Source organism: Aeromonas sp. QDB20, assembly GCF_027707805.1.
In the GTDB taxonomy this organism is placed as follows: Bacteria; Pseudomonadota; Gammaproteobacteria; order Enterobacterales; family Aeromonadaceae; genus Aeromonas; species Aeromonas dhakensis.
The window spans coordinates 167,281-181,211 of the sequence record NZ_JAPCJC010000004.1 but is presented as its reverse complement, the minus strand read 5'-3'; the positions used below and the strand labels follow the sequence as shown (position 1 = coordinate 181,211).

Below are 13,931 nucleotides of genomic sequence, written 5' to 3'. Positions count from 1 at the left end.
ATCTGGTCCGCTTAACCCCAGCAAGGAATGGCTTATGCGTCGCACCCCCTCGGTTTCTTCCCTCTGGCTCGCCCTGCTGGCCTGCCCCCTCTTCCTCCCTCAGGCCATGGCCGCCGAGGTGCGCCTCTACGTGGATGACCAGCCGGTCGGCGCGCCGCTGACGCTGGACAAGGGGGCGGTGCAGCTGACCCATCCGCTCACCAAGGGGAGCCACCAGATCCGCATCAGCGACGCGGGCAACAGTTGCGGCACCAGCTTCGGCCCGAGCGAGGCCAAACCGCTCCCCTTCGGCACCGCCCAGCCCATGGACAAGTGCAGCAAGGGGCAGCACTTCAACCTGCGGGTGATGCTGACGGGGGAGTATGAGTTCACCTTCAACCCGGATACCCCCAGCCTCAAGGTGCTGCGTGCCACCAGGAAGAGCGAGTTCAAGCGCCAGCCGCCAGCGGAGCCCTGCATCAGCTGGGATAGCGGCCCGGTGACCGTATCCCTGAAAGGAGTCTGGCCCGACGGCACCCAACTGCGGGATGCCTACTCCGGCCAGCAAGGGGTGGTCAAGGGCGGCAAGCTGACCCTGACGCCGAGTAAAGAGAGCGGTGGCCTACTGCTGCTCGAGCCGGTCAAGGCAGCCAAGTCAGCGCCGTTCAACTGGGATCAGGCGAGCGTCTATTTCCTGCTGACCGACCGCTTCAACAACGGCGATCCCGCCAACGACCACAGCTTCGGGCGCCAGAAAGACGGTCAGGATGAAGTGGCCACTTGGCACGGTGGCGACTTCAAGGGGTTGACCGCCAAGCTCGACTACATCAAGCAGCTCGGCATCAACGCCATCTGGATCACCCCCATGGTGGAGCAGGTGCACGGCTTCATCGGCGGTGGCGAGCAGGGCAACTTCCCCTTCTACGCCTACCACGGCTACTGGGCGCTGGACTTCACCAAGATAGATCCCAACTACGGCGACGAGGAGAGCCTGAAAACCCTGGTGGACGAGGCCCACAAGCGCGGCATGCGCATCATCCTCGACGTGGTGATGAACCACGCAGGCTACGCCACCCTCGCCGACCTGCAAGATCTGGGGCTCACCGATCTGGCCCAAAACACAGCCAAACTACCGACCACCTGGAACCAGTGGCGCCCGAGCGGCGGTCTCAACTGGCATGGCTACAACCAGTTCATCGACTACCAGTCGCCGAAGTGGGACCAGTGGTGGAGCGGTGACTGGGTGCGGGCCGGCCTGCCCGGCTACCCGCAGCCCGGCACAGATGATGTCACCGGCTCGGTGGCGGGGCTGCCGGACTTTCTGACCGAATCCACCAAGCCGGTGGGGCTGCCGCCGCTGCTGGCGGCCAAACAGGACACCAGGGCCAAGCCACTGCCCAACACCACCGTGAGCGACTATCTCATTGCCTGGCACACCGACTGGGTGCGCCGCTTCGGCATCGACGGCTTCAGAGCCGACACCGTCAAACACCTGGAGCCAGAGGTGTGGGCCCGCCTCAAGCAGGCTGGCACCGATGCCCTCAAGGAGTGGAAAGCCGACAACCCGACCAAAAAGCTCGACGACCTGCCCTTCTACATGGTGGGCGAGGTGTGGGATCACGGGGTGGCCAAGGATTTCTGGTATCAAAACGGCTTCGATTCGCTGATCAACTTCGACTATCAGCGCGAGTTCGCCCTGCCCCAGGCCCAGTGCCTGGCCAGCGCCGAGCCCACCTACGCCAGTTATGCCAGCCGCATCAATCAGGATCCCGAGTTCAACGTGCTGAGCTACATCAGTTCCCACGACACCAAGCTGTTCTTCGGCGACTATCAGGACGTGCCGCTGCAGCGCCGGGTCGCCAGCAGCTTCATGCTGCTGCCGGGCGGCATCCAGATCTACTACGGCGATGAGTCCGGCCGCGGGCTCGCCAAGGATGGCGGCGTGTTCGATCAAGGCTTGCGTTCCGACATGAACTGGCAGGAGCTGGCCAATGGCGAGAAAGCCGAGCTGGTCAAGCACTGGCAGCGGCTCGGCCAGTTCCGCGCCGCCCACCCGGCGGTGGCGGCGGGCAGCCACCAGAAACTGGCCGACAGCCCCTATGCCTTCGTGCGGGAGAAGGGAGATGACAAGGTGGTGGTGGTGTTCGCCGGCCGCCAGCCGTAATCCAGCTGAAGGAATCAACCCCAAACAGAGAGGGGAGCCAGTGGCTCCCCTCTCTGTTTACACCAGCCGTTCAGACAAGCTGTTCACAGCGGTTATGCCCGCGGGTTCACTGCGGCTGACGGGCGGCCGCCGGCCACTGCAGACGCGCCTTGACCAGGGTCTGCTGCCACAGCGGCCAGGCCAGCAGCGCCTGCTGATAGGCGCCCGCCTGGCCGGGCAGCTGGATGCCATAGCTCGCCAGCCGGTAAGCCATCACCGCATAGAAGGCATCGAGGATCCCCGCCTCGCCAAAATAGAAAGGGCCTCGCGCCTGGGACCAGATGGTCTGCAGCCGGGCCAGCTCGCCGATGGCCTCCACCGGCGGTTCGCTGCGGGTCGGAGCGCCGAGGAAGAAGGGCAGCAGGGTGCGAATTTGGCGAAAACCGGCGTGCAGCTCGGCGCAGAGGCTGCGGGCCAGCGCCCGCTCGGCCTGTGATGCGGGATAGAGCTGGCGATCGGGGCAGAGCTCGTGGATATATTCGGCGATGGCCAGCGAGTCGTGCACCCGCACACCGTCGTGATCGAGCCAGGGCACCAGGCCGGCGGGGGCCAGCCGCTTGAGCCGCTGCAGCTCCTTGGCATCCTCCAGATCGAACACCTGCTCCTGCCACTCCAGCCCGCTCATGGCCAGCACCAGCGCCGCCCGCATCGCCCAGGTGGAGCCAGTGCCCACCGTCAATACCAGAGATCCCATCTATTGCCTCCTGCATGGGTTGTTCATGACCATCCCATCTGCCCCAATGGCACGACATCCGACGGTCGCTTCACATTTGCGCGCCGGCAGGTTTGACCCTCTCCGGGAGCGGTGCTAGTTTGATTTTCCAAAACAATCAGTTAGCAACAATGTGAGCAATGGACAGCCAATTTACCATCGTCATCGCAGATGACCACCCCCTGTTTCGGGGCGCCCTCTATCAAGCGGTGCACATGGCCATCGACGATGCCCAGCTGCTGGAAGCGGACTCCATCGACAGCCTGGCCCACCTGCTGGGTGAGCACCCGGAAGTCGACCTGCTGCTGCTCGATCTCAAGATGCCGGGGGCCAACGGCTTCTCCGGCCTCGCCCACCTGCGCGGCCAGTATCCCGACCTGCCCATCGTGGTGGTATCCGCTTCGGAAGAGCCCGCCATCATCCAGCAGGTGCTGCGCCTGGGCGCGCTCGGCTTCATCCCAAAATCGGCGCCGATGAAGGAGCTGGTCAACGCCCTCAATACGGTGATCGGGGGTGACAACTGGGTGCCGGCCGGCATCTCGCTCCACCCCGAACCCTGTGAGGGCGCCGATTTTGCCAGCAAGCTGGCCAGCCTCACCCCCCAGCAGTACAAGGTGCTGGTGATGCTGCGCGACGGCAGCCTCAACAAGCAGATCGCCTGGGAGCTCAACGTCTCCGAGGCCACCATCAAGGCCCACATCACCGCCATTTTCAGAAAGCTCGGCGTCAAGAACCGCACCCAGGCGGTCATCGCCCTGCAGCAGATGGATATCAAGGACGACTGAGCCTCTTGCCACCATCAGGATCCACCTCATTCCCATCTTTCAGAAAAACCGGTGTCAAGAACCGCACCTAGGCGGTTATCGCCCTGCAGCAGATGGATATCAAGGACGACTGAGCCCGCCTCATCCTCTCTTGCAGGCCCATTCGCTGCTCGACAAATAGCACGGTCGTACTTTATGCTGCCCCGGTCTATAAAGGAGAGTGTGATGAGCAAGGGCCGGCTGACCCGCGACAACATTTTGCAGACTGCGTTCGAGCAGGCGAGCCAGCAGGGACTGGAGAGCCTCACCATCGGCTCCCTTGCCAGCGCCTGCGAGATGTCGAAAAGCGGCCTGTTCGCCCACTTCCAGTCCCGCGACAACCTGCAGATCGCCGTGCTGGAGTACGCCGCCGAGGTGTTCCGGGAGCGGGTGATCCAGCCGGTGCGCCAGCAGCAGCACGGCAGCCAGCGAGCGAAGCTGACGGCCCTGCTGCAGGCCTGGCTGGCCTGGAACCAGTGCTTCGCCGGCCGCTGCATGTTCCTCGACGCCTGGACCTCGGCCCAGGAGGGGGAGGTGCAGCAGGCCGCCCGCCAGCTGGTGCGCTTCTGGCTCGACTACCTGGCCCGCCAGGTGGTGCAGGGACAGAGCGAGGGCGAGTGGCGCAGCGACATGGATCCCTGGCGCGCCGTCTATCGCCTCTATGGTCTCTATCTGGCGGATCAGGTGTTCAATGCCCTCGATCTGTGTCAGGATCCGGCCCGCCACTTCTGGCCCGAAGTGGAGACGCTGCTGGATGGCTGGCGCTGATGGATTGACCTCTCTTTTTTAAAACCGACAAAAAAGCACGACCGTTCGCACATAAAAACCACAGGATGACCATGAGCAGCAAGATCTACTTCAACACCCGCCGCTTCAGCCCGAGCAAATGGCTGCTCGGCCTTGGCACCCGCTTGCATCACACCTTGACCCCCGCTCATGCCAAACGTACCGCCAGAAAGCTGCTGCTCACCCCCCAGCGCAACCAGCGGGATGACTCGGCACCGGCCGGACTGGCCAAGCAGGCCGTACACACCAGCGAAGGCATCCTGATGAGCTACCGGCTCGGCCAGGGGCCGGTCTGGCTGCTGATGCACGGCTGGTCAGGCAGCGCCAGTCAGTTCTACCCGCTGATGAGCCACATTGCGGCCCAGGGCTTCACGGCCATTGCCTACGATCACCCGGCCCACGGCCACAGCGCCGGCCATACCGGCCACCTGCCCCGCTTCGTGCGTGCCTTCGACGAACTGGTGGAGAAGATGACGGCGGAGTGCGGCCCGCTGCAGGGTGTCATCGCCCACAGCATGGGGGGCGCCGTCACCCTCTCCAGCCGTCGACGCGAGCTGGATGCCCTGCCGCTGCTGCTCATCTCGCCGGTGCTCGACTACGTGCCCCAGCTCTACGGCATGGTGGCGCGCTCCGGCTACTCCATCCGGCTGTTCGATGCGGTGGTCAAGGAGATTGAGCAGGAGTACCAGCACCCCTTGAGCACGGTCGACCCGCTGGGGCGGCTCGCCGGCCGCAGCGGGGCCGCCATCATAGTGCACGACGAGGAGGATCGCTTCGCCCCGCACGGTGATTCCCTGCGAGCCACCCAGGATGGTCGCACCCGGCTGGTGAGCACCCGCGGCCTCGGCCACGGCCGCATCCTCGCCAGTGCCCCGGCCTTCGCCGCGTTCGATCAGCTGAGCGCCGCCCGTCGCGCCAACTAAACAGCCTCAAAAAGGGCCTGCAAAAAAATGGTGGGCAGGCCTGTTTTTATATTTGATACAGCGTCTTATAGTTAAATTGCTCGGTGGCAACACCCTCAGTGGCATGCATAAGGCGCAGTATCATGGCCAGACCCAACACAGCTCTTCTGTTGACCGGTGGTGGTGCCCGCGCCGCCTACCAGGTCGGCGCCCTCAAGGCGATCGCCGAGTTCTATCCCCGCAATCTCGGCATTCCGTTTCCCATCCTGTGCGGCACCTCGGCCGGCGCCATCAATGTCACCGCGCTGGCCTGCTACGCCTCCTGCTTTCATCTGGGAGTGCGCAAGCTGGAGTGGGTCTGGCGCCGTTTCGAGACCCACCACATCTTCGACTTTCACCCGGGGCGCCTGTTGTGGCGACTGATGTACGAGGGCTCGGCGGGGCTCGTCAATCCCCATACCAACCACGCCTTTCACCTGTTCGACAACGCGCCGCTGCGCCGCCTGCTGGATCAGCTCATCGACTATCACCGCATCGACGACAACATCCTCTACGGCAGCCTGGAGGCGCTGGCCATCACCGCCTCCGACTACGACGACGGCCTCTCCACTACCTTCTTTCAGGGGCGAGCGGAACACCTGCCGTGGGAGCGGGCCAGACGGCGCGGGCTGCGCACCCTGCTCACCTCGGATCACCTGCTCGCCTCCTCGGCGCTGCCGTTCGTCTTCCCGGCCACCCACATCGGCGAGAAGTTCTACGGCGACGGCTCCATCCATCAGCTGAGCCCGCTCAGTCCCGCCATCCACCTGGGGGCAGAGCGGATCCTGCTGATCACCCTGGATCCACCGGCGCACACGGCCCCCACCTTTCACCATGGCCACCTGACCAGCTCCAACATCGCCAGCCACCTGCTGGACACCGTCTTCACCGATACCCTCAACTCGGATCTGGAGCGGCTGTGGCGCATCAACCAGACCCTGGATCTCATCCCGGAGCGGGAGCGCAACCGGTTGAAACTCAAACGGGTGGAGACCTGCGTGCTCAAGCCAAGCCAGGATCTCGACCTGCTGGCGCTGGCCTATCTGCGCAAGCTGCCGGTGCATCTGCGCCGCCTGCTGCGGGTGCTGGGGGTGACGGGGGACGAGACCAGCAGCCTGGCCAGTTTCCTGATGTTCTATCCCGGCTACTGCCAGCAGCTGATCAAGCTGGGCTACCTGGATACCCTGAACGAGCGCCAGCGGGTCGAACAGTTTCTGGGGCTAGAGGAGGCGGTACGGGTCGAGGCCTGAGCCGGAGCATTCAAGGGAAGCGGGGACGGCATTGGCAGCAGGGCTGGTGCAACATGGGCTCAGGGATCAGCGCCCCTCCAGCAGGCGCTGCTCCGCCTGCTCCACCGCCACCGCATTGCCAAACAGCACCAGCTTATCCCCCGTCGCCAGCACCAGTTCGGGTCTGGGCTCCAGCCGCTGTGTGCCCCGCTGCACCTCCCTGATCCGCACCGCATCGACCCCCAGCGCCTGCACGCTGCGCCCCACCGCCCAGGCCTGCTCGTGCAGCAGCACGGGGTGCAGCCGCTCGAGCAGCTGATCCGTCTCCAGGTTGCCGGCGCTTTGATCTCCCCAATAGAAGCCGTGCAGGAAGCGATACTGGTTGCTGCGTTCGTGCTCCATGCGCCGGATCACCCGGCCAATGGGGATGTCGCAGTTGAGCAGCAGGTGGGAAACCAGCATCAGGGCCCCCTCCTGGGATTCGGGGATCACCTCGAAGGCCCCCGCCCGCTTGAACGCCTCCAGGAAGCTGTCATCGCGGGTGCGCACCAGCACCTTCACCTCCCCCGCCAGCTCCCTGATGAGCGCCAGCATGGCCTCCACCCGCTTGGGATCGTCAAAGGTGATGATCACCAGCCGGGCCCGCAGCAGGCCTGCGGCCAGCAGGATGTCGCGCCGGCTGGCATCGCCAAATGCCACCTGTTCCCCCGCCGACTTGGCCTCGCTCACCCGCTCTGGGTCGAGATCCAGCGCCAGGAAGGGGATCTCCTCCTGCTTGAGAAAGCGGGCGCAGGTCTGGCCGGCCCGGCCAAAGCCCGCGATGATCACGTGCTGGCTCTTGCTCAGGCCCGACTGGGCCACTTCGGAGCGGGTGAGCAGGGCCGGATCGGTGAGGGAGCGGGCCAGCTGATGAGCCTGCTGCACCAGCCAGGGGGTCATGGCGATGGAGGTGACCCCGATACCGATGAGCAAAGAGACCAGCCGATGATCGAGCAGACCGTGGTGGTTGGCCAGTGCCAGCAGCACGAAGCCGAACTCCCCCACCTGGCTCAACATGATCCCCGCTGCCATGGCGTCGCGCTTGCGCTCCCCCATCAGCCGACCGGCCAGCAGCACCAGCAGGGACTTGAACAGAATAAGGGCCGGTACGCTCAGCGCCACCAGCCACCAGTCCAGCGCCACCCGCTGCCAGTCCATGGTCATGCCGATGGTGATGAAGAAGAGCCCCATCAGCACGTCTCGAAACGGCCGGATGTCCACCTCCAGCTGGTGACGGTAGTGGGATTCCCCCAGCATCATGCCTGCCAGAAAGGCCCCCAACGCCATGGAGAGACCCATCCACTGGGTCAGCGAGGCGGCCAGCAGCGCCACCAGCAGGGTGCTCAGCACGAACAGTTCGTCGGAGCGGGCCCGCGCCACCTCGTGAAACAGCAGCGGCAGCAGCCACTTGCCCACCGCCAGCAGGCTCAGCAGGGCAAACAGTCCCTTGAGGGTGGCCCAGGCGATCTCCGCCAGCAGGGCGCTGCCCTGGATCTCCGGCCGGGCCAGAATGGGGATCATCACCAACAGCGGCACCACCGCCAGATCCTGAAACAGCAGCACGCTCACCCCGAGCTGGGCACGGCGGGTATGCAGCTGCTTCTGATCCCCCAACTGCTTGATCACCACGGCGGTGGAGGAGAGCGCCAAGGTGCCCGACACCACCAGCGCCTGAGGCAGGCTCAGGCCCCACCACCAGGCGATGGCAAAAAACAGCAGGGAGGTGAGCAACACCTGCAGGCCGCCCACCCCGATCACCAGCCGGCGCATGGCGATGAGCCGGGGCAGCGAGAACTCGAGCCCGAGCGAAAACATCAGAAAGACGATGCCGAGCTCGGCGATGGTCTGCATGATCGACTGGCCGGTGATCACGGCCGCGCCATGGGGGCCGAGCACGACCCCGGCGAGCAGGTAGGCGAGGATCACCGGCTGGCCCAGGCGCCGGAAAATCGCCACCAGCAGGACGGCGGCAAGCAGCAGGATCAATACGTCTGCGTACAATATTTCCTCCTTTTTTATCTACTTAAGCCTAGCCAGCCGCCCTTGTTCGCATCGAACATATTTTGGGCACAGGTATTGCAGGTAAGCAGCAGGAAGTAGGTTGTTTGAGGGCTGTACCGTGGAAAACACATCATCATTGAGCGGTTTGGGACATGGCATCGAGCAGTGGGTTCGCCAGATGGAGCGGCTCACGCCGCTGGCAAGCCAGGATCGCAACCAGCTGCTCGAGCAGTTGCTGGTGCAGACGGATCTGGGCAGCCTGCTGGCAACTTTTGCCGATCGTGCGGCAAGAATTGTCCGGATCCACAGCCTGCACTTCGACTGCGGCCAGCCGCACACCCTGATCCAGCATCCACCTCAGGCCAGCCTGACCCTGCACAGCTACCCGTTCGAGCTGCGCGGTCAGCATGGCCAGCTGATCGGCCAGCTGCACTACACCCTCGAACACGCCCTGAGCGGCAGTCAGCAACGGGTGCTGCAGCAGTATCATCAGCTGCTCAGCCTGCCGCTGCCCCTCTATCTGCGCCTGTCACAGCTGGAGCTGCAGGTGCGGCTCGATCACCTGACCGGGCTCGGCAACCGCTCCTACTTCGACGAGGCCATCGGCCGCGCGGTGGAGCAACACAGCCGGGAGTCTCACGGGTTGGTGCTGGTACTGCTGGATCTCGACAGCTTCAAGCAGATCAACGACACCTGGGGTCACCCGGTGGGCGATCTGGTGCTGAGCCGCTTCGCCCAGCTGCTGACCCACTGCATCCGCAGCACGGATCAGGCGTTTCGCCTCGGCGGCGACGAGTTCGCCCTGCTGCTGCAACCCGCCGAGCCCGAGGCCTGGCGCCCGGTCTGGCTGCGTCTGCAGCACATGTTGCTGACTCACAAGGAGCTCAGCACCTTCTCGGTCGGCTGCAGCCTGGGGGCCGCCAGCTGGCAGTCCGGGGTGGACGTGCACAGCCTGTACGAGGCGGCCGATGCTCACCTCTATGCCCGCAAGAAGGCGGGCAAGGCCGGCCTGCTGGACTGAACCGGTCAGCCGCTGAATACGACAAGGCCGGCATATGCCGGCCTTGTCCGTTTGCTGCAGAGAGGATTACAGCGGGGGCTGACAGGCCGCCGCCGGCAGCCAGTGCCAGGCCAGGCCTGGCTCCTGCGTCATGAATCCGTCACAGAGGAACAGCTCGCCCACCGCCGCCACCTGCTCGCCGTAATAGAGGATGGGAATGCGGCCGCGCTGCCAGGAGGGCACCCCATACTCCTGCAGCAGCTTCTTGAGGCGCCGGCTGCCGCCGCGCCCCACCGGCTTGAGCATGCTGCCGGCGGCCACCCCGAAGCGCACCGACAGCGGCTCGTCCGCCCCTGGCAGCCGCAGCCCTTCGCCCTCCGTCCGCGAGATCAGTCGCACCTCGCCGAGCCCGTCCGGCAGGATCAGCGTCTCCCCCACCCTCAACGCCAGCTGCTCGTGACGAGGCTGCAACCCGGGTCGCACCAGATGAAGCCGACCCTGAAAGCGGCGGCAGCTCTGCTCCCCCCAGTTGAGCTGGGGATTGGCGTCTTCCCGCGCCAGCGCCACCTCCCGCCAGAGCAGACCGAGCTGCTCGCGAGAGGGCATCTCGCCCCCCTGGCGGCGGATCCAGTAGCGCAGCAGGTTGTTGCGCCGGGTGCCTGACAGGGCCTGCAGCGGCGTGATCTGCAGCGCCTCTCCTGCCGCCGCCAGTCGCCAGTCGGCCTCGGCCAGCTCCTCCAGCAGCGCCTCCTGTTCGGCGCAGAGCGCCATGCTGCGCGCCGCCGTATGGGCCATGGCGGGCCAGCGGGCCTTGAGCTGGGGAATGAGCTGCTGGCGCAGGAAGTTGCGGTCATAACTCACATCCTGATTGCTCTCGTCCTCCACCCAGCCATAGGGGAGGCCGGCCGCCGCCTCGGCCAGCTCGGTCCGGCTCACCTCGAGCAGCGGGCGCAGCAGCAGGCCGCCAGCAAAGGGCTGGCTCGGCACCATGCCCGCCAACCCGCGCAGACCGGCGCCACGCTTGAGCGCCAGCAGCAGGGTCTCCAGCTGATCGTCCTGATGGTGGGCAGTGAGCAGCCACTCCCCCTCCCCCAGCTGGGCGGCGAGGACCTGATAACGGGCCTCCCGCGCCTGCGCCTCCAGACTGTCGCCGCTGCCCCGCTGCAGTTGCACCCGCACGGTGATGAGAGGCACCGCCAGTTGCTGACACACCCCTTCGCAGTGGGCCACCCACTCGTCGGCATGTGGGCTCAGGCCGTGATGGACGTGCAGGGCGCGCAGGGCAAGGCCGTGGGCGTGAGCGAAGCGGGCCGCCAGCACCAGCAGCACGGTGGAGTCGAGCCCGCCGCTGAAGGCCACCAGCAAGCCGCGGGAACCTTCCGGCGCAGGCAGAGTCTGACAAAAGCGAGAATAAATACGAGAAATCATAGGCTTCCCCAATACGACCTGGCGGATCTTAGCAGAGTCGGGCTTATCAAGCGCTAACCCGACTGCTAGAGTGAATCGCTCCCTGCGTGGGCAAGGAAGCCGTATAACCCGAATTGGAATCAAAAAATGAACAATAAGAAAAGCATACTGGCCGGCCTCATCGGGCTGGCCCTGCTGGCAGGCTGCAGTCAGGCGCCGGATACCAGCAACAAGCACTCAGGCCTCGCGCTGGCCAACATGGACACCAGCGTCAAACCCGGCGATGACTTCTTCCGCTACGTGAACGGCCACTGGCTGACCACCGCCAAGATCCCGGACGACAGGCCCGCCGACGGCGCCTTCTACCTGCTGCGGGACAAGTCCCTGGCGGACGTGCGGGTGCTGGTGGAAGGGCTGGATGGCAAGGCTGCCGCCGGCACCCAGGCCCAGCAGATCCGCGATCTCTACCACAGCTATCTGGATCAGGCGACCCGGGATGCCAAGGGTACTGCTCCCCTGCTGCCCATGCTGAGCGAGATCGAGCAGATCAAAAGCAGCCAGGATCTGGCCCGCGCCTTCGCCCAGAGCGGTCGCAACGGCGGCGGCGCCCCCTTCGGCTTCTGGATAGACGCCGACGCCAAGGCCCCGGACAGCTATGCGGTCTACCTCTACCAGGCCGGCCTCAGCCTGCCGGATCGGGACTACTACCTCAAGACGGATGCCGCCAGCCAGGCGCTGCTCAAGAAATACGAGCAACACATCGCCACCATGCTGGGCCGCTTCGGCGAGCCGGATGCCGCCGCCAAGGCCAAGCGGGTGCTGGCCCTCGAGAGCAAACTCGCCAAGATCCAGTGGGACAACGTCAACCTGCGGGATCGAGAGAAGAACTACAACAAGGGGCCCCAGAGCGAGCTCAAACGCCTCGCCCCCGCCATCGACTGGGACGCCTACCTGAGCCAGGCCGGCCTCGCCGGCCAGCAGAGCCTGGTCATCGGCCAACCGACCTATCTCGCGGCCCTGAACGAGGTGATGAAGCAGACCCCGATCGGCGACTGGCAGGCCTACCTCAAGTGGCAGCTCATCACCGATTACGCCCCCTACCTCGACAGCCAGACCGATGCCCAGAACTTCGCCTTCTTCGGCACCACCCTGAGCGGCACGCCCAAGCAGCGGGCCCCCTGGGAGCGGGCCCTCGGCGTGCTGGACGATCATCTGGGCGAGGCGGTGGGCAAGCTCTACGTAGAGCGCTACTTCCCGCCCCAGGCCAAGGCCCGCATGGAACAGCTGGTGGAGAACCTGCGCACCGCCTACGGCCAGAGCATCGAAGAGCTGGACTGGATGTCGCCAGCCACCAAGGCCCAGGCCAAAGAGAAACTCGCCAAATTCCGCCCCAAGATCGGCTACCCGGACAAGTGGAAGGATTACAGCGCCATCGCGATCCGCGCCGACGATCTGGTGGGCAACCTGCAGCGCGCCCGCGCCTTCGAATACGCCGACAACCTGGCGCGCCTCGGCAAGCCGGTGGACAGAGACGAGTGGCACATGTCGCCGCAGACGGTGAACGCCTACTACAACCCGAGCAACAACGAGATCGTCTTCCCGGCCGCCATCCTGCAACCCCCCTTCTTCGACATGCAGGCGGATGATGCGGTCAACTACGGCGCCATCGGTGGGGTGATCGGCCACGAGATGGGCCACGGTTTTGATGATCAGGGGGCCAAATCCGACGGTGACGGCGTGATGCGCGACTGGTGGACGCCAACCGATCTCAAGGAGTTTCGCTTCCGCACCAGCCGGCTGGTGGCCCAGTACAACCGCTTCGAGCCCATCGCGGGGCAGTTCGTCAACGGCCAGTTCACCCTGGGGGAGAACATCGGCGATCTGGGCGGCCTCACCATAGCCCACAAGGCCTATCTGCTGTCGCTGGATGGCAAGGAGGCCCCGGTGCTGGACGGCTTCACTGGCGAGCAGCGCTTCTTCCTCGGCTGGGCTCAGGTGTGGAAGGGCGTGTATCGCCCCGAGCTGATGCAGATGCTGCTCGCCTCGGATCCCCACTCGCCGCCGGAGTACCGGGTCAACGGCGTGGTGCCGAACATCCCCGCCTTCTACGAGGCGTTCAACATCCAGCCGGGTGACAAGCTCTATCTGGACCCTGCCAAACGGGTCAAGATCTGGTAATGACGACCCCGCTGAGGGGTGGATGACGCGGACCGGCGGGGACTGCCCGACCGGTTCGCACAGTGACACAGGTGGCGGGCAACCGCCGCCGCAGTAACAAGGGTCAAACCGATGAAAGCCTTGCTCATGACACTCGGCCTGCTCACCCTACCCCTCGCCAGCCAGGCGGCGGACGGGTTCTTCAAACAGCTGACGCTCCCCTCAGGCCAGGTAGTGACCGTCAGCGAAGGGCGCGGCGAACCGGCCTCCACCGGCAGCTACGACGTGCGCCTCTACTCCGGCGCCAACCCCCAGTTCCCGCTGGATCAGTTCATCGACGGCAAGGTGCTGCCGCGCGATGGCAACATCAAGGAGCTCAAGCTGCTGGATCTCAACGGCGACAAGCAGCCCGAGCTCATCGTCGTGGTGGAGAGTGCCGGCAGCGGCAGCTACCTGAGTGCCGACGCCTTCACCCTCAACCCGCAGGAGGGGGTGGAGAACTTCAACCACGTGGAGGGGCTGGCCCCCAATGACGATGTGATTGAGGCGCTCAAGACCCCCCGCGACTGACATCCCCATCACCAGCCCCGCCCAGCGGGGCGTTTTTTTACCCTGCGCCTCCCGATGCGGTGCCCACGGCCCCCCACAGGGCGGATGGACGACTGTTTTTTTCT

General features: G+C 65.1%; 11 protein-coding genes. 8 read left to right on the top strand and 3 right to left on the bottom strand.

The features are described 5' to 3' along the window. The first annotated feature begins 34 nt into the window (after positions 1-34). Positions 35-2,143 carry an alpha-amylase gene (locus PG897_RS06555; RefSeq protein WP_201880401.1) on the top strand — a complete coding sequence of 703 codons (2,109 nt, stop codon included), beginning with the start codon at positions 35-37 and terminating at the stop codon, positions 2,141-2,143. A gap of 106 nt (positions 2,144-2,249) precedes the next feature. On the opposite strand, the gene PG897_RS06550 is transcribed toward PG897_RS06555, so the two are convergent. Further along, positions 2,250-2,876 carry a glutathione S-transferase gene (locus PG897_RS06550; protein WP_010634756.1) on the bottom strand — a complete coding sequence of 209 codons (627 nt, stop codon included), beginning with the start codon at positions 2,874-2,876 and terminating at the stop codon, positions 2,250-2,252. 158 nt (positions 2,877-3,034) lie between these two features. Here PG897_RS06550 and PG897_RS06545 point away from each other — a divergent pair, with 158 nt between their 5' ends. The 4 genes from PG897_RS06545 to PG897_RS06530 all read left to right on the top strand — a co-directional run bounded on the left by PG897_RS06545 (position 3,035) and on the right by PG897_RS06530 (position 6,674). After that, entirely contained in the window at positions 3,035-3,679 is a 645-nt protein-coding gene (locus tag PG897_RS06545) for a response regulator transcription factor (RefSeq protein WP_005303387.1), read from the top strand. Between the two features lie 204 nt (positions 3,680-3,883). Continuing rightward, a complete protein-coding gene (locus tag PG897_RS06540; protein WP_017408581.1) occupies positions 3,884-4,465 on the top strand; it encodes a TetR/AcrR family transcriptional regulator in 582 nt (193 codons plus the stop codon). Positions 4,466-4,536: 71 nt separating this feature from the next. Further along, entirely contained in the window at positions 4,537-5,406 is an 870-nt protein-coding gene (locus PG897_RS06535; protein WP_201880396.1) for an alpha/beta hydrolase, read from the top strand. A 122-nt stretch (positions 5,407-5,528) separates the two neighbouring features. Next, a complete protein-coding gene (locus tag PG897_RS06530) occupies positions 5,529-6,674 on the top strand; it encodes a patatin-like phospholipase family protein (RefSeq protein WP_024941010.1) in 1,146 nt (381 codons plus the stop codon). A 66-nt stretch (positions 6,675-6,740) separates the two neighbouring features. Here PG897_RS06530 and PG897_RS06525 read toward each other — a convergent pair whose 3' ends face one another. Further along, positions 6,741-8,693, bottom strand: coding sequence for a cation:proton antiporter domain-containing protein (locus PG897_RS06525; protein WP_201880393.1), 1,953 nt, complete (start codon positions 8,691-8,693; stop codon positions 6,741-6,743). A 100-nt stretch (positions 8,694-8,793) separates the two neighbouring features. On the opposite strand from PG897_RS06525, the gene PG897_RS06520 reads away from it, so the two are divergent. After that, on the top strand, positions 8,794-9,714 hold the full coding sequence (locus tag PG897_RS06520) for a GGDEF domain-containing protein (protein WP_226014335.1): 921 nt from the start codon (positions 8,794-8,796) through the stop codon (positions 9,712-9,714). 66 nt (positions 9,715-9,780) lie between these two features. On the opposite strand, the gene tilS is transcribed toward PG897_RS06520, so the two are convergent. Beyond that, on the bottom strand, positions 9,781-11,121 hold the full coding sequence (gene tilS / locus PG897_RS06515; protein ID WP_201880375.1) for a tRNA lysidine(34) synthetase TilS: 1,341 nt from the start codon (positions 11,119-11,121) through the stop codon (positions 9,781-9,783). A 126-nt stretch (positions 11,122-11,247) separates the two neighbouring features. On the opposite strand from tilS, the gene PG897_RS06510 reads away from it, so the two are divergent. Both PG897_RS06510 and PG897_RS06505 read left to right on the top strand, forming a co-directional pair. Further along, positions 11,248-13,278 carry a M13 family metallopeptidase gene (locus PG897_RS06510; RefSeq protein ID WP_201880368.1) on the top strand — a complete coding sequence of 677 codons (2,031 nt, stop codon included), beginning with the start codon at positions 11,248-11,250 and terminating at the stop codon, positions 13,276-13,278. A 111-nt stretch (positions 13,279-13,389) separates the two neighbouring features. Beyond that, positions 13,390-13,827 (top strand): PliI family lysozyme inhibitor of I-type lysozyme, encoded by a 438-nt coding sequence (locus PG897_RS06505; protein ID WP_019839061.1) that lies wholly within the window; start codon positions 13,390-13,392, stop codon positions 13,825-13,827. Positions 13,828-13,931: the final 104 nt, after the last annotated feature.

Bases quoted from the DNA above. Each gene is read 5' to 3' on its own strand.
- PG897_RS06555 (WP_201880401.1), top strand. From the start codon at position 35: ATGCGTCGCACCCCCTCGGTTTCTTCCCTCTGGCTCGCCCTGCTGGCC.
- tilS (WP_201880375.1), bottom strand. From the start codon at position 11,121: ATGATTTCTCGTATTTATTCTCGCTTTTGTCAGACTCTGCCTGCGCCG.
- PG897_RS06545 (WP_005303387.1), top strand. From the start codon at position 3,035: ATGGACAGCCAATTTACCATCGTCATCGCAGATGACCACCCCCTGTTT.
- PG897_RS06530 (WP_024941010.1), top strand. From the start codon at position 5,529: ATGGCCAGACCCAACACAGCTCTTCTGTTGACCGGTGGTGGTGCCCGC.
- PG897_RS06505 (WP_019839061.1), top strand. From the start codon at position 13,390: ATGAAAGCCTTGCTCATGACACTCGGCCTGCTCACCCTACCCCTCGCC.
- PG897_RS06550 (WP_010634756.1), bottom strand. From the start codon at position 2,876: ATGGGATCTCTGGTATTGACGGTGGGCACTGGCTCCACCTGGGCGATG.
- PG897_RS06540 (WP_017408581.1), top strand. From the start codon at position 3,884: ATGAGCAAGGGCCGGCTGACCCGCGACAACATTTTGCAGACTGCGTTC.
- PG897_RS06510 (WP_201880368.1), top strand. From the start codon at position 11,248: ATGAACAATAAGAAAAGCATACTGGCCGGCCTCATCGGGCTGGCCCTG.
- PG897_RS06535 (WP_201880396.1), top strand. From the start codon at position 4,537: ATGAGCAGCAAGATCTACTTCAACACCCGCCGCTTCAGCCCGAGCAAA.